This is a genomic window from Acinetobacter sp. ESBL14 (assembly GCF_036668815.1).
GTDB lineage: Bacteria > Pseudomonadota > Gammaproteobacteria > Pseudomonadales > Moraxellaceae > Acinetobacter > Acinetobacter gyllenbergii.
The window spans coordinates 1,277,741-1,295,694 of record NZ_JAZEVS010000001.1; the positions used below are offsets into that span (position 1 = coordinate 1,277,741).

Annotated in this window: 21 protein-coding genes and 4 pseudogenes; 21 read left to right on the forward strand and 4 right to left on the reverse strand. The window is 33.9% G+C overall.

Going from position 1 to position 17,954, the window contains the following annotated elements; all coding sequences use genetic code 11:
- Positions 1-299: 299 nt before the first annotated feature.
- A complete protein-coding gene (locus V6E90_RS06265; RefSeq protein WP_065342083.1) occupies positions 300-767 on the forward strand; it encodes a BLUF domain-containing protein in 468 nt (155 codons plus the stop codon).
- Between the two features lie 417 nt (positions 768-1,184).
- Here V6E90_RS06265 and V6E90_RS06270 read toward each other — a convergent pair whose 3' ends face one another.
- Positions 1,185-1,478 carry a PAAR domain-containing protein gene (locus V6E90_RS06270; RefSeq protein WP_023269643.1) on the reverse strand — a complete coding sequence of 98 codons (294 nt, stop codon included), beginning with the start codon at positions 1,476-1,478 and terminating at the stop codon, positions 1,185-1,187.
- Between the two features lie 550 nt (positions 1,479-2,028).
- Here V6E90_RS06270 and V6E90_RS06275 point away from each other — a divergent pair.
- From V6E90_RS06275 to V6E90_RS06300, 7 genes and pseudogenes are all read left to right on the forward strand, one after another.
- Positions 2,029-2,244: a hypothetical protein gene (locus tag V6E90_RS06275; protein WP_332604819.1), complete on the forward strand. Its 216-nt coding sequence runs from the start codon at positions 2,029-2,031 to the stop codon at positions 2,242-2,244.
- A gap of 47 nt (positions 2,245-2,291) precedes the next feature.
- The gene (locus V6E90_RS06280; RefSeq protein ID WP_332604820.1) at positions 2,292-2,666 is read left to right on the forward strand and encodes a hypothetical protein; all 375 of its coding nucleotides are present in this window, start codon (positions 2,292-2,294) and stop codon (positions 2,664-2,666) included.
- Between the two features lie 534 nt (positions 2,667-3,200).
- A pseudogene (locus V6E90_RS21870) lies at positions 3,201-3,306 on the forward strand (hypothetical protein).
- 119 nt (positions 3,307-3,425) lie between these two features.
- Positions 3,426-4,208 carry a DUF4882 family protein gene (locus V6E90_RS06285; RefSeq protein WP_332604821.1) on the forward strand — a complete coding sequence of 261 codons (783 nt, stop codon included), beginning with the start codon at positions 3,426-3,428 and terminating at the stop codon, positions 4,206-4,208.
- 218 nt (positions 4,209-4,426) lie between these two features.
- A complete protein-coding gene (locus tag V6E90_RS06290) occupies positions 4,427-4,762 on the forward strand; it encodes a hypothetical protein (RefSeq protein ID WP_016539994.1) in 336 nt (111 codons plus the stop codon).
- A gap of 287 nt (positions 4,763-5,049) precedes the next feature.
- Positions 5,050-5,907, forward strand: coding sequence for a class A beta-lactamase (gene bla, locus V6E90_RS06295; RefSeq protein ID WP_332604822.1), 858 nt, complete (start codon positions 5,050-5,052; stop codon positions 5,905-5,907).
- 133 nt (positions 5,908-6,040) lie between these two features.
- A complete protein-coding gene (locus V6E90_RS06300; protein ID WP_332604823.1) occupies positions 6,041-6,679 on the forward strand; it encodes a GNAT family N-acetyltransferase in 639 nt (212 codons plus the stop codon).
- Positions 6,680-6,829: 150 nt separating this feature from the next.
- Here V6E90_RS06300 and V6E90_RS06305 read toward each other — a convergent pair.
- Both V6E90_RS06305 and V6E90_RS06310 read right to left on the reverse strand, forming a co-directional pair.
- Positions 6,830-7,030 (reverse strand): annotated as a pseudogene (locus tag V6E90_RS06305) (DNA polymerase V subunit UmuC); the annotation flags it as partial.
- A gap of 80 nt (positions 7,031-7,110) precedes the next feature.
- Positions 7,111-7,563 carry a LexA family protein gene (locus tag V6E90_RS06310; protein WP_332604824.1) on the reverse strand — a complete coding sequence of 151 codons (453 nt, stop codon included), beginning with the start codon at positions 7,561-7,563 and terminating at the stop codon, positions 7,111-7,113.
- Between the two features lie 409 nt (positions 7,564-7,972).
- On the opposite strand from V6E90_RS06310, the gene V6E90_RS06315 reads away from it, so the two are divergent.
- Together V6E90_RS06315 and V6E90_RS06320 are read left to right on the forward strand one after the other, a co-directional pair.
- Positions 7,973-8,413: a hypothetical protein gene (locus V6E90_RS06315; RefSeq protein ID WP_332604825.1), complete on the forward strand. Its 441-nt coding sequence runs from the start codon at positions 7,973-7,975 to the stop codon at positions 8,411-8,413.
- 340 nt (positions 8,414-8,753) lie between these two features.
- A complete protein-coding gene (locus tag V6E90_RS06320) occupies positions 8,754-9,146 on the forward strand; it encodes a hypothetical protein (RefSeq protein ID WP_332604826.1) in 393 nt (130 codons plus the stop codon).
- 31 nt (positions 9,147-9,177) lie between these two features.
- On the opposite strand, the pseudogene V6E90_RS06325 reads toward V6E90_RS06320, so the two are convergent.
- Positions 9,178-9,695, reverse strand: a pseudogene (locus V6E90_RS06325) (SOS response-associated peptidase family protein); the annotation flags it as partial.
- A gap of 524 nt (positions 9,696-10,219) precedes the next feature.
- Here V6E90_RS06325 and V6E90_RS06330 point away from each other — a divergent pair.
- The 11 genes and pseudogenes from V6E90_RS06330 (at position 10,220) to V6E90_RS06380 (ending at position 17,888) form a co-directional block, all read left to right on the forward strand.
- Positions 10,220-10,801 (forward strand): hypothetical protein, encoded by a 582-nt coding sequence (locus V6E90_RS06330; RefSeq protein ID WP_332604827.1) that lies wholly within the window; start codon positions 10,220-10,222, stop codon positions 10,799-10,801.
- Between the two features lie 1,134 nt (positions 10,802-11,935).
- On the forward strand, positions 11,936-12,268 hold the full coding sequence (locus tag V6E90_RS06335; protein WP_332604828.1) for a hypothetical protein: 333 nt from the start codon (positions 11,936-11,938) through the stop codon (positions 12,266-12,268).
- Between the two features lie 148 nt (positions 12,269-12,416).
- Positions 12,417-12,734 (forward strand): hypothetical protein, encoded by a 318-nt coding sequence (locus V6E90_RS06340; RefSeq protein ID WP_332604829.1) that lies wholly within the window; start codon positions 12,417-12,419, stop codon positions 12,732-12,734.
- A 489-nt stretch (positions 12,735-13,223) separates the two neighbouring features.
- A complete protein-coding gene (locus V6E90_RS06345; protein WP_332604830.1) occupies positions 13,224-13,727 on the forward strand; it encodes a hypothetical protein in 504 nt (167 codons plus the stop codon).
- A 66-nt stretch (positions 13,728-13,793) separates the two neighbouring features.
- Complete coding sequence (locus tag V6E90_RS06350; RefSeq protein WP_332604831.1) at positions 13,794-14,693, forward strand: hypothetical protein; 900 nt, start codon at positions 13,794-13,796, stop codon at positions 14,691-14,693.
- A gap of 317 nt (positions 14,694-15,010) precedes the next feature.
- Positions 15,011-15,442: a hypothetical protein gene (locus V6E90_RS06355; RefSeq protein ID WP_332604832.1), complete on the forward strand. Its 432-nt coding sequence runs from the start codon at positions 15,011-15,013 to the stop codon at positions 15,440-15,442.
- Between the two features lie 108 nt (positions 15,443-15,550).
- Positions 15,551-15,706: pseudogene (locus tag V6E90_RS06360) on the forward strand (putative metallopeptidase); the annotation flags it as partial.
- Positions 15,705-15,929, forward strand: a complete 225-nt coding sequence (locus V6E90_RS06365; protein ID WP_332604833.1) for a lysis protein — start codon at positions 15,705-15,707, stop codon at positions 15,927-15,929. The pseudogene V6E90_RS06360 and the gene V6E90_RS06365, both read left to right, overlap by 2 nt.
- Positions 15,919-16,131: a hypothetical protein gene (locus tag V6E90_RS06370; protein WP_332604834.1), complete on the forward strand. Its 213-nt coding sequence runs from the start codon at positions 15,919-15,921 to the stop codon at positions 16,129-16,131. Before V6E90_RS06365 ends, V6E90_RS06370 begins: the two co-directional genes overlap by 11 nt.
- A gap of 105 nt (positions 16,132-16,236) precedes the next feature.
- On the forward strand, positions 16,237-17,355 hold the full coding sequence (locus tag V6E90_RS06375) for a hypothetical protein (protein ID WP_332604835.1): 1,119 nt from the start codon (positions 16,237-16,239) through the stop codon (positions 17,353-17,355).
- Between the two features lie 5 nt (positions 17,356-17,360).
- Positions 17,361-17,888, forward strand: coding sequence for a hypothetical protein (locus tag V6E90_RS06380; RefSeq protein WP_332604836.1), 528 nt, complete (start codon positions 17,361-17,363; stop codon positions 17,886-17,888).
- Positions 17,889-17,954 lie beyond the last annotated feature (66 nt).

Sequence of the window (17,954 nt, forward strand, 5' to 3'; positions counted from 1 at the left end):
ATTTTTTTACAGAAGTATGCTGTATGGTATACGAAAGGAGGTTAAGAAATAAAAATAGCATTAAAAAACAAAAGCCTGTATGGTGTAATTCACGCTTTGCACAAAGACTTATCTAAATAAGCTTTTTCTTAAAAAATGATTGGTTTTTCTCTCTAAGTAATTTTTATATGCGGGTGTATCCAACATGGGATTTGTTAGAGTTCTATACGCAAGTAAGGTCGAATATCAATTTTGATCTTCGGCAAGATTTATCAAAAAGTCTTGATACAGTAGTTGAGCATTGTGAATAAGGGAAGAATATGAAAATTCAATTGTGTTATGCCAGTTCACGACAAGGTCTTGCAGATGATTTGATCGATGATCTAAGCAACATTTTAACAGTAGCAAGAGGCTTTAACTCTAAAAATGTTGTATTTGGTGTGTTGTATTATGCAAATAATGCATTTTTTCAATGCTTGGAGGGAGAAGACTTCATTGTTTTACCTTTATTAGAAAGTATTAAAAAAGATTCAAGGCATAAAAATATTTTTGAATTTAAAATAAAAGAAATTCAAAAATATAGTTTTAAAAATTGGTCTATGAAATATGTTCAGAAAAGCTCTAAAGTAGATATTTTCTTCAGTCGTTTAGGTTATGAAGAATTTACTCCTTCAGCTTTGAATGATCAAAATTTAGATGGATTACTTGAAGCCTTATTGAATGAAAATCAAACTCGCGTTCGTAAAAGAGTAGGATTAAATCAAAGGGGCATTCACCCATATATTTGAAAATAGGTTGTTTAATGTCTTCAGGTTGATTGAATTTTTATCAGCACTATGTATAGGTTACTTCATTCAGAAATTTCTAATTTCGTAATGAAGCTTTATTTTTCATTCACGATCCTTATTGTTTCACACCATGTTCGAAAATCAATCTTTTCAATATTCGGGCATAAAATTGATTTATCAAAAATGTAATAAGTATTCTCCTCTGTCTCTGAGAAGTAGTAATAATATTTTGAATCTTCTCCATATAACCAATAGCTGCTCGACCCCTCATTAATTTTTGTTGGATGGAAAGAGAAGATGTTGCTTTCTTCAGGAATGTCGTTAGTCTGATCTGTTGCTAATCGCCAAACATTTGAAAATGCATTCGAAAATATGCTTAGACCCAATATTCCAATGAATAAAAGATAACTTAAAGATTTAAAAATTTTCATTTATGTGTTTTTCATCCTTTTCCTGATTAAAGGATGTCTCTGACTTCAATAGCTTGCACCCACATGAAAGTAAGTCACCTTCACGCGCAACAGGCAAACCACCGAACCGAGTTTCTGAATCACCTGTCATGATGAATGCTGCTGTATTATGGGTCGGGCAAGTAGCCTCATCACCAACACAAGCGATTGGTTTGCCATTGATAAGAAAGTTTCTATTTCCGCTAATTACTTCACCGCCACCCGAAGTTGGGCTTCCGACAACTATGTAATGTTTGGGCATAATAGTGTGACTCAGTAGATGATTTTGCGGCAATATATTAGCAAAATTTAATATAGAAAGTTCTGTATTACTGATGAGTGGTTAGAAAATTTCTTATCGGGATATATATAAAAGCCCTCTTAGCAAGGCTTAGTTCAACTTTAATTTATCATCTCAAATATAAACCAAGCATCACAGTAAACATTCCTGGGAGCATACATAAAAAGCTCATTGCTTTACCTTCTTGGGTATTTCTTATGTGTTTATGAAATATATGTGGACCAAAAATTAATCCGAAGAAAGCCAAGATGAATCCCATAATTATTAAAAATGCTGACATTGTTTTATCACTCCTTACTCAGTTCTCTTGTCAGCAAAATTAGAACTTAAATACATAATACAGTGCAATCAACCTTAAAGAGATTCGAGATTTTATTATAAAGAAGAAAAGTTTGATTTGGGTAAGTTCTTTGATCCAGAGGGGGCGGCTTTACACTCTGGAACATCTCAGAAAGCTGGATGGGCTAAAATTTAAGGAGATTGGAATTGAACCAACATAGAGGTGCTTACAATGTCAAAACTATCAATTGCCGAATGTTGTACGCGAAAGGAAGAGCTAGAAAAGGCTTTAACTCATCAGATTGCAGAGCTAGTCAATAAGTTTGAAATTGAAACAGGGGTAAATATTCGTGATATTTACCTAAACTTTACCGATGTATCTGAGATAGACAGACCAGATAAATATGTTTTTACCAGTGTTACAGTTTGTACTCAGAAGCCTGATTAACTTTTTCAAATGTGATATATCTTATTGAAAATATATAAGAGATCAAAATGAGAAAATTATTTTTTCTAGTAGGAATATTACTATCAGGTCATTGCTTTGCAACTTATAACCAAAACTTTGAAAAGGAGTATTTGAGAATTTTGGATGAAAGCCAAGAAAAGCTTTTAAAAGAGTATCAGTTCAATGAGTACTATAAAGGTCAGGAGTTAAGTGAGGCTGAATGGAAAGAAGCAAAAAAAATCCAATGTGATGGGATGAAAGCAGAGCTTGCATTTTATCAACTCGTTACTAGCCGTTATGACGAATTCGTGGCGTATCACAAGCAGAATAATTTAGAGTTGGTCTATGATGAAAATAGGTACATACAGGAATTTAACAACTTAAAAAAGATGATGAATGATCCTGAAAATGAATGTAATTAAGTAACTAGTAATTAACACCTTCTTGGTATCTTGATGAGAATGGGACGTTTTCCCTTGATCATGAAGGCTACGAGATCCAAGAAGATGCTGATAAAGATAAGGCTGATATCTTGGGAAAGTCATTGAACTCTACAAGTACGAAAAAACCTATGCGTCGAAAACGCCGCACGAAATTGGGCAAATCAAATTTTTAGGTGGTCATCCCTGGGCCACCCGGATCATCTTATGCCGCGGAGTCTATCTTGCTGGTATTTTGTACGATTTGGAGATCCAGACGATATGGACAGAGTACGCCGTAATCTATAGATCAGCAGGCTATTAATGTTTATGCTGAGTATAATTATTTGCCAGGTGGTCCACATATCTTGAATGATTGTATTTTTGCTTTGGATGATTGATGAGGTTCATAAAAAGTCTAAAGCCAAAAATAAAAGTGGGTGAGAAAATGATAATAATTTAACCTCCTTTGTTAATTAAGTTATTGAAGTAACAGCTATAATTTTATGGTGTGTGGAAAGTGCATGAGTTATGTAAATATATAAATTTTTAAAGAGCTTTAATACGGTGGGGTTTTATCTAACTGTGGCCAGCATCTTGAGCATCACTTCTTTTTAATTTTTACTTTCTAAATCCAAAATAAGTGTTAGATAAGCAAAAATCCACCTTCGGATGGTTTTTTAATGACCTTTTATCCGATTTCTCACTTATTGAAAGTGATTTATTTATACTACTTGTTCAATTATAAAAAAGGTAAACGAAGTGAAGAAGATAATATTGGGCATTCTTATCATAGCCATTCCTGTAGTGAACACTTTCGCAGCGTGTACTTATAATTTTGATGCTAACCAGACGCAAATAAATGCGGTTTCATCAGGAGCTCTACCTTTTCCAATTATTTCTGGGCAAAAAGTTTCCTTAACCATAAGCCCGACAACAGGAAGTAAAAGATACGTTGCTGCAAGTGGAAATTTTGGCAATAAGCAATTAAGTCAACCAGGCAAAATGATCGGCGATGTTGCACTATCCCAAAGTAACATTATTGCCTATGAAATGATTGTGAAAGTTCCAAATGTGGTCTTAAGTAACAACAGTATTATTGGTCTTTTCCCGTTTACTTTTTTTGGAACTAAAGAAGATAAGCATGTTTTATCCAATTCGATTATGAGTCTTAATAATATACCTGAGGTTCCAAACCAAATATTATCAGCATGGCAATCAAGAGATCTGTCAAACAGTGCCTTAATAGGTGAAAATGCTATTGATAATAATGCTTTGAATAACGGAGTAAGGTTAGGTTTTTACATCAATCAACAGACTCAACAAATTGGTGTAATTTCAAATGGCACAAATTATGGCTATGTGGGAAGTTACTCTACAAAGCCAAATGAAGGTTATTTTCTAGCACAAATTGCTGTTCAAGATATTCCATCAAACTCAGCTATGGTAGGGAAAACATTTTCACTTGAGCTAGTTACGGACCGTACTAAACTTCAAAACACTTATCCTACTGGTGCAAAAGACATTTGTGGAAATACAATCTAATTGAGTTAAACCACCATCGGGTGGTTTTTTAGTAAACTTATTAAGCTTACTAAATAAAGTTGGAGAAAACTTTTAAAAATCGTTGTGAAAGTGGTAAAAAGGTAAAGAAATTTCAGCTGCTATTTATGGGTTAGTAAAGATCTACCGTGAAGATGCAGAAAATAGTGTTTGTTGGATAAAGTTGCCTGGTTTGTATCATCCTTAATTGGAGTTTATTTATGAGTGAATATAAATTTACTGCTGCCGATCTAGATGAAGAGTTTCATCAAATGACACGTGAAGAGCTTTTACAGGATATTGCTTACAGAATTCAATCTGATAGAAAAATGATAGAGCTTAATTGGGAAGAAAAGCAGGCATTATTGGATGAGAATAAAGAGCTTAGAGATGCCATTAATTTCGGAACAAGTGTTATTGAGGATGCAAAACAGGAAATTGAGTACTTTGGAAAAGTGCTCAAAGATAATTCCAACACGATTTTGATGTGGAGAAGAACCAGTTATATATTAGCCACACTACTACTATGGCTGGGCGCTCTTTTACTTTTCAGTTAATACTAGAATGGAAACCCGCGGTATGCGGGTTTTTTATGACTATAGTAAAGCCCCGAGGGGCTTTTTCTACATTCAAGAGTAGTGTCATTTACCATGTAGGGCCAATAACAAGATCAACAAAAATATTCATGTTGAAATATGTGCAAAAGCGTTTGATAGAGGCTTTATTATTGAATACATTTAAGCCATTAAATAATGATAAAACATTTGATTAACTTAATAATTAAATTTCTAGAGGTATACTTGGCCACGCTTAATTTTTTAAATTTTTAATATATGGATGCAATATGAAATCGTTATTGAAATCTGTCATAGCTGTTGTTTTGTTTGGCTCTTCGGTGTCAGCTACTATGGCTGCTACTCTGGAAGGGCAAATCAAAACCCTATCCGAAAAGGGATGGCAGATTGGTGTATCTATCCTGGATATGGATGATAAATTGATTTCGATCAATGGCGATAAACGCTTTCCTTTGGACAGCACTGTAAAAGCGCTTGCTTGTGCGAATGTATTGGCGAAGGTTGATGCTAAAAAGCTGACTTTAGATCATTCAAAAACGATTCAGCAAAAAGACCTCGTTACTTATTCGCCAGTGGTCAAAGATTACGTAAATAAAAAACTGACGATCAAACAAGCTTGTGAAATTACGACCGCATACAGTGATAATACGGCAGCAAATTTTGCGATAGAGGCAGGTGGAGGCCCTGTAGGCCTAACCTCATTCATGCGTTCAATTGGCGATGAAGTTACAAGATCAGATAGATATGAACCAGATCTTGTCATTAATCCCGAAGATGACATCCGAGATACAACGACTCCCAATGCCATGAATGCCAGTATGAAAAAGTTATTGACGGGTAATGTGTTATCTAAAAGCTCAAAAGAGCAATTAAAAGAATGGATGATAGGGAATAAAGTTGCAGACAATATGTTAAGAGCTGCTTTACCTAAAGGATGGAAAATTGCTGATCGTACGGGTGCCAGTGATTATGGCATTAGAGGTTTAACTTCAATGGTATGGTCAGAAACTCATGCACCTGTATTTATCAGTATTTATGTGAGAAAAAGTGAGACTTCTTTAGATGAACGCTCAGAAGTTATTAAACTTTTAAGTGATCATATTGTGAAAGAACATTTAATTAAATAAAGAAGAATGTTCATTTGATCAGTTAGATAGCCTTCATTAGAGGGTTATCTATTACGATAGTTAAAGCATTGAGAACTTGAAATAGCTTTGAATCGCAAATTGTATTTTTATTGAAGTTAAATGAGTGTGAGTAATGAGTAGGAATGTTTCTTTAAAGTATGAAGCTGCAGAAGAATTGAGCGAAAATGATTTAGACAAAATAAACCAGATGATCGTATTTACTTGGGATTATCATTCATGGGTTCCTCAAAAGAATGTGAAACCTATGGCGGAGTTTTTTCTAGGTGAGGTTATTATAAACTCCTCTCGTATCTTTGTGGTACGTAATGAGAATGAGATTGTTGGAGTTATTGCAGCATCAATGATAGATAATATTAAGCAGAAAGCTAATGCAAAAATAAGAAAATATAAGGCTTTAAAGGAAATAATCTTAGAAAAGAAAGAAGATGTTTTTGAGGGTTATTTGGATACATTGATATTAAATGAAAAATTACTTCTGAAAAGTGGTAAGAAATTTGTTGCATCCTTAAACTTATTTATCCTAGATGAACAATATCAAGGTATGGGAATAGGCAATAAATTGTATTCTATGTTTACCGATTATCTTACTGAAATGAAGGTTAAAGAGTTCTTTCTTTATACGGATGATAGTTCAAACTTTCAATTTTATGAAAGAAATGGTTTGAAGCGGATTGGCGAAGAAAAATATAGCTGGGGTGGAGATACAGACAATGCTGAATTGTATTACCTGTACGAAGGGCAAGTAAAATGACTAATTGAAAGTTGCTGTCAGAATTATAGCGTTGTATATGATTCTGATTTTTTGAGCTTTCGCCTACTGTACCTAATGTCGGGGTCTTGTGTCTATCTAGCTTTTCCTATAGTTTCTAATAGCTCACGATAAGTTAATTTAAAAATTAATTCACTGTGATCTAAATGGATTTCTACTCAGTTTATCCCGACTCATGGACCAATTACGGTTAAGTAAAAAGCAAGGTCCAATTCCTATCTTCTTATATTTAATCCCTTCTTCGTAGATATGGTTCAGCATCAATGTAGCAGCCTTAGCCAATTTAGGTGCAAAGTCTGTAGGCTCAGGAAATGTATAGCTGACATAGCAATTGTTTACGTCAACTAACACAAATACTTTATTTTCGTACTTCATATTTTTCTTGTGTTTTTCAGTACGAAAGTAACGACACCCTAAACTTCTAGCAGTTGGTCATCATCAAAATAAATATTGCTGTATTCAGGATTCTCTGCTTTTAACCCGATTCGGTCATCTTCATCAAGCATTAAACGTTTAACGGTAAAATCATTGTTGACCAAGGCAACAATGATATCTCTATGCTTAGCTTCTAAACTACGATCAACAATCAATTCATCATCAATATCAATACCAGCGTTTTTCATTGAGAGTGAGCCGACTTTAACAATGAAGGTCGCGTATTCATTACCAATCAAATGCTCATTCATATTGATTCTCTTATCGATATAATCTTGGGTTGGGGAAGGGAAACCTGCTGAAATTTTTTCTATTGCGACAGTGATAGCCATACGCATAGAAGGTTGTATCACTATGATAGAAGATACATCTGAGAATAAGTCATGCCTGAGATGATTCTTGATTTCGATGATTTGGTTTGAATGGCTCATGGCTACCACTTGAATTTGTAATGTATTCAAGTTGTATTTTAGGTTTGGCCTAAAATGTTTTCAAGTTTTAAATTTTTAGTTGAAACAAAGGGAGGTCATTACTTGTTTCTGGTTAGTATGTGTTTAGCTAGATTTCCCCTGTTGTTCATACTAAGATTGAACTTTTTGGTTTACTGTGAAAAATATTAAATATTAGCAATAGTTTAATAATCTCATTTTAAATTTTGATTATCTTTTAGCTAAATTACTTTAAGATAGCTGTACAGGGAAAGGTTACTTTTACAAGTAATAGTAGATAAGTTAGAATAACTTTATTCTATGTTAATCAAATAATTTTATTATGATGAAAATTTTCGGTGTAATTACTTTAATAATGTGTACTTCTGTATTTGCTTCAGAGTCTCAAATAATGAATGAGCCATCCTTACTTCAAGCAAATCAAATCTTTTTGAAATTGGACACAAAAGAAGTTAAAGTATTGATTGATAATGCAAAAAAATCAGACCTTAATGTCTATGATATTCGAGAACAAACAACGATCAAACCAAGTAATAATACAGTACATACCGAGTCTAAAGATGTTGATTTTATTCCGAATGGAGTGAGCTTATTATCATATCCTGAAACTTATCGCTATATAACATATGGATATATTAAGCGCTTTTATAACAATACGATAAGTTATAATTATGCAATAACAACTATAGATTGTACCCAAAAAGTACAAAACACCACCAGATTTTTTTTTGATGAACAAGGCAAATTTTTAATAGCACAAAGCTTTACTAGTTTACTCACCGAAGCTGATAATGAAACGTGCAACTCAAATCCAAACAAAAAAGATAATTAGTATTTAAGGCTGAGCTAGCCTTTTTATTAAATAAGTGAATTAGGTTGTTGCAGAATTTTCTATTTGGTTTACAAAATAAAAAATTAGCAATAAAAGTTGGTTGACAGAAATGATCTTCTAAACCAAGTCATTTTTAATACGATTAAGTTTGATCATAATATCTACTTGATCTTTTGGTGCCTTTCGGTTTCAATCTACACGTGTATCCTCTACAAACTATTAGGACAACAAAATAAGTTGAGTGATTAATAAATGTACTTTTAACCACTAATATCATAAAAATCTTTTATAATTAAATAGATATTCCGTAGAGACAATATTTTTAAGTAGGAATTTTATTGTGAATTTAATGAAATTTTTTAGTTCTTTTTTAGCTTTTTTCTCATGGTTGGTGATTGCTTTTCCTGCTATAGCTTCCTTGAATTTTGATCCATTATTTCTCCAAATTGTACTATTTTTTTTGATTTTAGTTTTTATTGTTATGGGTAGGGTGAATGTCTTTTTTTATATACTTAGTTGTATATATATACTAGTTGCTTATATTCCTCCATATATGCACTTTGTAGTGCCATATATGAATGGGGTTGCTTGGGAAGAGATATTAGGTAGCTTGATTGATAAAAAGATTTTTAATTTAAAGTCAATCTCTTGGGTGGTGATATATACATCTTTGTATAGCGCGAGTACATTTTTTTTGATTAAAAAGAATTCAAATTTAAAAAGTTATGGATAAACAAAAGTGCAACATTCTGTGTCGCTCTGTAATGGGTATTTGGGCGGAATTTATGCTTATCTGCTTTCAGAGTTGCTGTGTAATCATCAATCGGCATTTCAACTAAATAGTCTTTGGCTTGATTATGGCTGTAAGTAAGTGCAATCTTTGCGCCTTCCTTTCGAGATTACTACGATTGAACGTTTTTCATCGTTTGGTTTATGGAATTGTTTCATAAATGGGTGATCATCAGCATTGATCGTTAACATGCTCATTGAAATAACCAGCTCGCCGTTTACAGTCGCATGTTCATAAATATTAACAGCAGTGAAGGGCATATGGTCTTCTCGATAAGTTCCATACCAATGGGATTTCCCATCAATGTACTTGGGTTCAAAAATAGTCTTTACTGGAATCAAGCAGAATTGATTTTTAGACCATGCATGTCGAAAGCTAGGCTTTGTTGCCACGTTCTCAGAACGGGCGTTATATGTGTTTTTTTAAGTTCTTTAGATCATCAGCCCAATTTGGTACCAGACCAAAGCGAACAGATCTCCACTCGATACCATACTATGGGTTCATAGTTTGCACATATGTTCTAATCATTAAATATGTCAGAAAGTCATCTTTTAGATTGTTCTTTTTTTTGATCAGTAATTACGCAGTTAATTTGTAAAATAGAGCTATTAATCCATGACATTTTAGTCAATAAAGATATTATCCAAGGCAAAGATATTGCTAAAATTTTGTTAAGGTGAAATTTTCACCAACAAAAGAACCAAGCAAAAAACTGGGATATTCTATATGCCAAGAATGAGAGGCACAAGGTCCTGATACAGGTATACCTAGATTTCCAGACCACTCATTATCAAATGAGTATAAAAATATTGAATGGGAAGATGAGTGCGAAGAGGTCAATTTTGCTATGAAAATCTGGAATGCATGAGTTTAAAGTAGAGGACTTAAATGTGAGTAATAGGGGTATTATGGTTTGAACTATTTATTTACTGAGAAATCCGACAGAAATTATTGTCGATAAAAGAAAAGCAACTATAAATAAAAATACAATAATTTAAAATTTTTAAGGGGAGAAAATGAAAATATTGTTCATTTTATTTATTCTTGCTTTTTCAACCAATTTAAAAGCGGGATTTTTCGAAAAATTTAGTAATAAGTCACCCACTTGGCCTTGGGGTGAAAATAGTCTCTGCAAGGGGGATGCTTGTACCCTAAACGAAGATTTAAACAACTTAAATAAGGCCAACAAGTTTTGTAGAGATGTTTATAATTTTTATGAAAATAGTCTAAACACTCAAAATAGAACTCCATACATTGTAGGTATATTAGGCAGTTTAGCGGGTGTGTTTAGCCCAATTAGTTCGGGAGATACAGCAAAGGGGCTTTCAAGTTTTTCGGGGGCAGCGAATGCATTGCAATTATCCACGACCAAAGCCATGCAAAGTACTGTTTCAATAAATACTCTGAAATTTATAGATCAGCTTGTTTATGCTGTTAATCAAGAGTTTGTGTCAGCAACATCAGAGAGAACTATTATCTCAATAAATATGGCTAGTAGATGTGCTTATGCAGCATCAAGTGTTGAAGCCAAAGTTCTTGAGGCAACACAAGAGGCAATTAATAAGTTAAATGATGAGCAAAAAAATCTTATAAAGTGATAATTTAATTAAAAACCTGCATTGGTATAGTCTAATGCAGGTTTTTAATGGGTGAGATTTAAGGATACAGGAAAGTATTTCAAGCTCACAAGAAAGTGTGAGCATAAAAATAAGCCAAGAAATACGCAGTTGCCTAAGGCTAAAAAAAATTTAGTTGTTGGCAATGGCACGTGAAAACTAGCAGTGGTTGCACATTTCATGTGATTCTTTTAAAAGCTCATCGAAAGGTGGGCTTTTTTGTTTGCTAAGATCTTATAAAGTTTTTTATTTAGTTAATTGGCGAATACCCGAATCCTAGCAATTAGGCAGAATGCAATTCCTGAAATGAGTCCGCATAGCATGGAAAAAATGATTCCGAAAAAGTCTGGCATTCGGTCGGGTCCACCATTTAGCAGATAAAGGTAGGCATAGAAGGTGATGGGTCCAAGTAGAGAACACCAGAGGCACAATCGTGCAGAAGAAAGTGCATTTATTTTGCGAAGGAAAATAGCCATCGGCAAAACCAGAGTGAAGATGGTAACGTAAGTGAAAGGAAGTCCAAATATTAGGAATAGGAAAAACATTGCAGGGGCTTGGCTAGGAGAACCTTGTAAAAGTGCGGTTATCCCATAGACAAATCCAAGAATAAGAGGGGCAACCAAAGGGGCGATGGATGCACCCTGCTTCAGACTTCCTTTATGCTGAACCTTATACTTTTCATAATGTATATTCATAAATTGGTTGTTAGTTTGCTAATTGCGCCACTTTAGCATCAGAAATGGTTTTACAGAAGCAGCTCTATTTAGAAAAATTGAGATTTAAAAATGTATAGTGATGAAGCAATCTAAAAATGTCTAGAGCAAGAATTGGTTAAGGCAGTAAAAACAGTACAAGATGAAATGCGGTTAAACTTTACTCATGTGAATGTAGAGTTCGATATTTCCGGTGATCAATCAAGAGTAGCTTTTGCTGTTTTACCTGAAGAGTATTCAAGACCAAATGCGTGATGCAAAGCGATTAGCAGCAATTAGAAAGCTGCCATGTTGAGTTTTTTGCGCCAAATGCTCTATCGTAATTCCACCACTTATTCCGTAAAGCCTTTTTAATTTTAGATATAAAATATATTATCTAAAATTTAATAATGGTGAGCAACAAATGGATCGTCAAGAGTTAGAACAGAAATATGATAATTTTATTAACAGTAGTCATTATAAACAAGCAGGTTTAAGTCCAAAATTTATGAAAAAGAATCCCGATTTATCTAGTTTGTCTGTCATTGCTGATAATATGGTTTGCAATATACTTTTTCTAAGCAACTATTTTGAATTAGCCAGATCGAATGATGAGTTAACTCAGGCTGTAAGTAATTACATGATTCTTGTGGAGAATACTGAGGTAACGCTCAATGTAAATGACGCTCCCAATTTTTTGGATAAAGAGAATTATCTAAATTGGTTGGATTTACAGATAAATACCAATTCAAAATAGGGCTTTAAGCACACTTATTAAACAATAACCGCCCAAAAAATTGTCCAACTTTTTGGGGTAGTTCATTGCGTGGTTTTTAATGGCGGAAATACTATTGAAACCTTATAGTCGTATTTTTATCTCGTTTAAATAGATATAGATCATTCAAATGAATAAACTTAAATTAATGTTGTTATTGGTCCCTACTGCTTTCGCTCTTACTGGTTGCTTACAAATGCTATCACCTACTGTTGGTGATTTTGGATCTGGCGTCTATGAAATCACTACTCAAAGTAATATATTTGGTTCAAATAAAGCTATGAGAGCAAAGCTTCTTAAGAAAGCAGATGCAATCTGCAAAGGCAAAGGTTTTAATGAACTGGATGGTAAGGACAATATCATGACTAACATGAACTTACTCAACGGTGGCTCGCTGATTCCTGTGAGTACAAAAGCTTCATATATGAAAATCAAGTGTAAAGAATAAATTAGGAAATAAGAACAACCACCTTCGGGTGGTTTTTTGATGGGTTGAATATGAAAGCCAATCAATATTTACAACTCACCAAAAAGAGAAAACACAAAAATAATCCAAGAAATATGTCGTTGCCTAAGGCTAAACAAAACTATTTAGAAGTTAGCAATCGTTAGTGAAAAAGAAGCAACACCTTCAATTACGGTGCATTAATTCTTTTAAAATTTCATCGAAAGGTGGGCTTTCTTATATTCTATGGTTTTAAATTTATCTCCAATAATTAAGGGGATGAAAATGAGCTTGGTCTATATTGGGCTTAGTGAAGTTTCAGTGAAAGCAAACAGACCTGAGTACTTTGATTTTGAATAGTCACCAAGTTTGTAAATACCCAATATTTAATAAAAGCATATTTGTGGACTGTAATTAATAATTATTTACACTTGATAATAATTATCATTGTCTTGTAGAATGAAATTTCTAAAATTCTTTAGGAAAACAACAATGAAAATTAAATTATTTCTATGTATGGTATTAGTTTCATGCGCTACATTTGCAGCAGACAAAGCAACTAAACCGGCTCCGAATGCTTCAGAACAAAGTCAACTTAATCACTTGATTGCTCCGATTAAATCTTTGGATGAATTGAATGCGTACATGCGTAATACGCCTAAAGCAAAGAATCCCATCGAGAAACTGTCAAAGAATGGTAAGGCGAGATTTTTAAGTAGCCTTAGGTTCAACGATAAAGGCTTAACTAGTTTTGGGCACTTAGATTTAGAGGCAGAATTATCTGCATCAGAGATTTATCAAATCTTAAGTCTGTTTGGTGTACAAGAGCTGATATCTACGAGTAAATTGGTCATTAAAAATGATTTGGATAGAATGGTTATAAGAAATGTAACCACTAGAGATAGTAGTTGGGACATTCGGGACCATGTATGTATCGATTTTCGTGGTTGTAAACCCTTCAACGGGGTAACATGTCATGATCGTACTTGTTATTAATTTTTTTTTAATTTAATTAAGAGTCATTTTTTGATGACTCTTATTTTAATACGGCATCTTAAGTATATGAAAAAAAATATTTTAATAGCATTACTATTCTTGTTTACGTCTCAAGCTTATGCCAATGTCTCTGATAGTTTTAATCGTATGTATAATTTGCAACTGGCTTCTTTGGATAGTGTAGATCAAAATCAATTTAAGAAGCAGTTACAAATGATTTATCAACAAGAACTGGCAGATATCATTGCAAATAAGAAATTTAAAAATCTGAGCGATATTCAATTAAGAGAGCTACTAAGAGCTACAGATATGGTGAATTTTCATTTATCTGATGAGCAGTATATTGTTGCAATGAAAATGGTGTTTGATGAGTTGGCTCAGCGCAATTCAACCAAACCAATGGACTATCGACTTTATTACACAGCTTTAGTTGCTGCACGACAATTCGATCAAGCGAGACAATTTGCACAAAATCATCCAAATATAAGTTTGCAAAGTCTACCAAGGATCAAATTTGATGCAGATTTAAAACTAGATCAGCCAGCGATACACAAGCTCAATCCAGATATGACGATGTCTGTACAAAATATCAATTTAGATTTATCTGAGCAGGTGATTATTGTTGCCAGTACAGGTTGTAGTGTTTCACGCAGAGCTAGAGATGCGATCTTTAAAAATAAACAAATAAAAGGGTTACTTAAACCTTATACCACATGGCTTGAACCGCAAAGAGGATTCTTAAGTGCAGAATCTATCCAAGAATGGAGTAAGGATATTGATCATCAGGCAGAACTGGTCCAGGTTTACGATCAATCAAAGTTCCCTCAGCTAGATGATTGGACAATGCCGACATTTTATTTTCTAAAAAATGGGAAAGTGGTTTATCAATTTTCAGGGTGGAGTGAGCAAGGTAAATGGCAAGAGTTGCAACAGGGCTTGGAAAAAATCAATTTATATAGTGAATAACTCTTTATTACAGTTTATGAGGTCTATGGAAACCTTGGTTTTTTAGATTTGTTAATGTAGTTAGTAACAAAGTGATATTAAGCCCCTTAAATGGGGCTTTTTAATGGGTGAAATTTATGGATAGCACTAAATATTTCGAACTCACTAGAAAACGTGAACATAAAATATAGCCAAGAGATACGCCGTTGCTGAAAACCAAGCAAACCTTTTTAGAAGATGAAAAGCACTAAAAGAATATGATTGGTAGTGGTGGATTTTTTGAAAAATTTATATAAGATTTATGCAATATAATGATTTGTAATGAGCGTATGCATTTGATGGTTAAAGTACTATTATTTTTTATAAGCTTGGTGGTTATTAGTCCTGTATGCAGTGCCGATGATTTTTTCAGCAAAAAACCATCTATCTTAATTGCTAAAGATGAAGATATTCATAATAAGAATAACAGCAATGAGAATGTGGATTTTTTTGAGCTATCAAATCAACTAAAAATAAAATGGGCAAATCAAAATTTTAACCAAGCTGCTCAAGGTTATAAAGATCCATTTCAAACATCGGGTATGAGCTCTTATGACAAAACTCAGTACTCTGGCCAAAATAGATCTTTAGATAATAAAGGTTATTCGAAGCTCATTGAGTCTACGCCTGATAGACGAGTCATTTCAGAAGAAGAATATCAACAGCATATGAAGCAATATAGGAAAAAGGAAATTGATGATAGAGATTTACTATACTTATTTGATAAGTAATTCAGAGGTAAGCTATCAACAGCTAATAGAACAACAATAAAATAGCTTGATGAAATTGATTGTTAAAAAACAAGCTCGCTTCGGCGGGTTTTTTAATGGGTGAGATTTATGAATGAAGTAGGTTTTGTAATTCAGCAACGACCATATCCACCAGAATGGATTTTTGCACAAGACACGCCAAACTTTGTACCTGCACCTGAATTATGGCGATGGATAAAGACAATATTCTTAAATCCTGAACATAAGCTATTTAACCCTGATCATGCACAAAATATCTTATATGTCAGCGGGGACATCTGTGGCAGCGTATGCAGCAAGTGTAGATTGGGCAGTATGGTTTTCTGTCTTTATTGGTGTGATTTCATTTTTCACTACGCTGTATTTTAAACGGTGGGATGACAAGCGAGCGCAAGAGATCCACGAATTGCGAAAGAAGCAGTATGAGCAAACGAAACAACGTATAAAAGGGGAATTTGATGACAAGTGAACAAACTCGGGCTTACCTGGCCTTTGCCTTAGTAGGGCTCATGTTTGTGTTGGTGCTCGCATTATTCTTTGTCGATATGCCACGAGAAAATAGCAACTTGATCAACACGGCCTTAGGTTTTATTGCTGGAGCAATGACCACGGCTTGCGGTTTCTACTTTGGTAGTTCAGAACAGGAAAAGAAGAAAGATAAAGACAGTTAAAATATACAATCAACAAACAGCCGTCTTAGGGCGGCTTTTAACTATAATTCCTAATGGTTTTTAACTAAAAAGTAAAATAAACTATTTGAAAATAAGGGGGAATAAATGAGAAAACTATTTTTATTAGCAATGTTGTTAGGGCTAGCGGGGTGTGGTGATAATAACCAAAGCGACACAACTCAAACTAATACACAAGTAAGTACATCAAAAAAAACTCAAGAAACAGTACCAAAAGCTACGAATTATCGATTAGCAGCTTCACCGCAAACTATGGGAGCAGTCGCACCATTAGCGGGTTGGACGGTTACCAGCTCTTCAACAGTTGGGGCTTCAACATTAATCGAAGCTTCAAGAGGTTCTACTGTTTCTGCAGCGTTAATTACGCCTAATGCAAAGCAAGTCGCTAACGTTCTAAAAGGTGGTTTAGCTGGTATTGCTTTAAGTGTTGCTGTAGATCAGTTGCTTGGGGCAATTGATTGGGTAATGGATCCTCAGAATAGTCAGATTAAATATAAAGTTGCTAATGAAGGGGTTATTCAAACCGTATATTCTATTAACTACAAATGTAAAGCTACGACAATTGAAGGGTGTACTATTGAGTACATGCAACATAGAAATCTAGGTAATCGTATATATGACATAAAGATAATGAGAGATGATGAAAATGTAACCCATTTTCAAGTTGATTATCTGCAAAAACTTACTCGACCCAGTCCAACTTTAGTTGTTGAAATATTTCATTTAAAAAAAGAGAGTAAATTAGAAAAGTCACTTCCCCTCGAAACTGTAGCTGAACAAGTCATTTCAAACGCTGATTCAGGTAGCTTAGATGCACAAGTAGCGACAAATATTGCTGCACAAAATATTCTTAATGATGTTGAACAAGCTGAGCCTGTTGTAAAAAACCTAGAGAACAATGCTGACGATAAATGCCATATACAAAATGCATATATGAATGGAAAGGCCTCTTTAGTCGAGCTTAGATATAATGAAATGTATCTAGATAAGCATAATTTATATCAGATCAGAAATGATGTAAATTTCGAGAAACCTGGTATTGGTTCGTGGAAAGGGCATATACATTGGTATTTAAATGTTGAACAAAAGGGTTTAAAAGCTGTAATTTTTGATGCAGAGTTACAGGGATGCCCGCGCACAGCATATGCAGCTAGATGGCGTGACAAAGCTCCACCACCACAACCAGGATTGCATTCTCCAGGATAACGATAGTGATTAACCTAAATATTATTGAACCTTCTGAAGGGCAGCCGATAAAGACAATTTACTTTTCTGATGCACAAGGTTGGTGTTTCAGAGTTGCGCATTTCCTCGGTGAAATATTAGTTCTAGATGAAATAAAAGAGTTTTCAGAAGTAAAGCAAATTGTAAGTGAAACTTTATTTAATGCTAATTATCAGGTAATTGCTTATAAAAACTATCTCAAAGATTCGACAGGAAAGTTAATTGGGTCTGAAGATTTTGAAATGGTAGATGGAAAACTTAAAAAGCTAAATACCTTACTTTTTGAAGTTGTTAATAAAGATGAACATCATATCAAACAAAAATGGCATAACAATCGAGATGAATGGGTTTATTCCACTGAGTCAAGTGAGGAATTTGATTTCAGGTATGTGAAGCCAAATGATGAAATAGTTGATAATGATGAATTACATGATTTCTTAGAAATTTATAAACCGAAGGAGTTTGGTGAAATTAGAAATGAATTTCTAGACCAGATAGTTAAAGAAAACACTTAAACAATTAGAAAAGCCCTTCGGGGCTTTTTTACTACATTAAATTTCATTGCGCCTTTCGGCGCTTTT

Bases quoted from the DNA above. Each gene is read 5' to 3' on its own strand.
- V6E90_RS06375 (WP_332604835.1), top strand. From the start codon at position 16,237: ATGAGAAAACTATTTTTATTAGCAATGTTGTTAGGGCTAGCGGGGTGT.
- V6E90_RS06300 (WP_332604823.1), top strand. From the start codon at position 6,041: ATGAGTAGGAATGTTTCTTTAAAGTATGAAGCTGCAGAAGAATTGAGC.
- V6E90_RS06355 (WP_332604832.1), top strand. From the start codon at position 15,011: ATGGTTAAAGTACTATTATTTTTTATAAGCTTGGTGGTTATTAGTCCT.
- V6E90_RS06330 (WP_332604827.1), top strand. From the start codon at position 10,220: ATGAAAATATTGTTCATTTTATTTATTCTTGCTTTTTCAACCAATTTA.
- V6E90_RS06265 (WP_065342083.1), top strand. From the start codon at position 300: ATGAAAATTCAATTGTGTTATGCCAGTTCACGACAAGGTCTTGCAGAT.
- V6E90_RS06340 (WP_332604829.1), top strand. From the start codon at position 12,417: ATGAATAAACTTAAATTAATGTTGTTATTGGTCCCTACTGCTTTCGCT.
- V6E90_RS06315 (WP_332604825.1), top strand. From the start codon at position 7,973: ATGAATGAGCCATCCTTACTTCAAGCAAATCAAATCTTTTTGAAATTG.
- bla (WP_332604822.1), top strand. From the start codon at position 5,050: ATGAAATCGTTATTGAAATCTGTCATAGCTGTTGTTTTGTTTGGCTCT.
- V6E90_RS06270 (WP_023269643.1), bottom strand. From the start codon at position 1,478: ATGCCCAAACATTACATAGTTGTCGGAAGCCCAACTTCGGGTGGCGGT.
- V6E90_RS06335 (WP_332604828.1), top strand. From the start codon at position 11,936: ATGGATCGTCAAGAGTTAGAACAGAAATATGATAATTTTATTAACAGT.
- V6E90_RS06275 (WP_332604819.1), top strand. From the start codon at position 2,029: ATGTCAAAACTATCAATTGCCGAATGTTGTACGCGAAAGGAAGAGCTA.
- V6E90_RS06350 (WP_332604831.1), top strand. From the start codon at position 13,794: ATGAAAAAAAATATTTTAATAGCATTACTATTCTTGTTTACGTCTCAA.
- V6E90_RS06310 (WP_332604824.1), bottom strand. From the start codon at position 7,563: ATGAGCCATTCAAACCAAATCATCGAAATCAAGAATCATCTCAGGCAT.
- V6E90_RS06280 (WP_332604820.1), top strand. From the start codon at position 2,292: ATGAGAAAATTATTTTTTCTAGTAGGAATATTACTATCAGGTCATTGC.
- V6E90_RS06290 (WP_016539994.1), top strand. From the start codon at position 4,427: ATGAGTGAATATAAATTTACTGCTGCCGATCTAGATGAAGAGTTTCAT.
- V6E90_RS06370 (WP_332604834.1), top strand. From the start codon at position 15,919: ATGACAAGTGAACAAACTCGGGCTTACCTGGCCTTTGCCTTAGTAGGG.
- V6E90_RS06345 (WP_332604830.1), top strand. From the start codon at position 13,224: ATGAAAATTAAATTATTTCTATGTATGGTATTAGTTTCATGCGCTACA.
- V6E90_RS06365 (WP_332604833.1), top strand. From the start codon at position 15,705: ATGCACAAAATATCTTATATGTCAGCGGGGACATCTGTGGCAGCGTAT.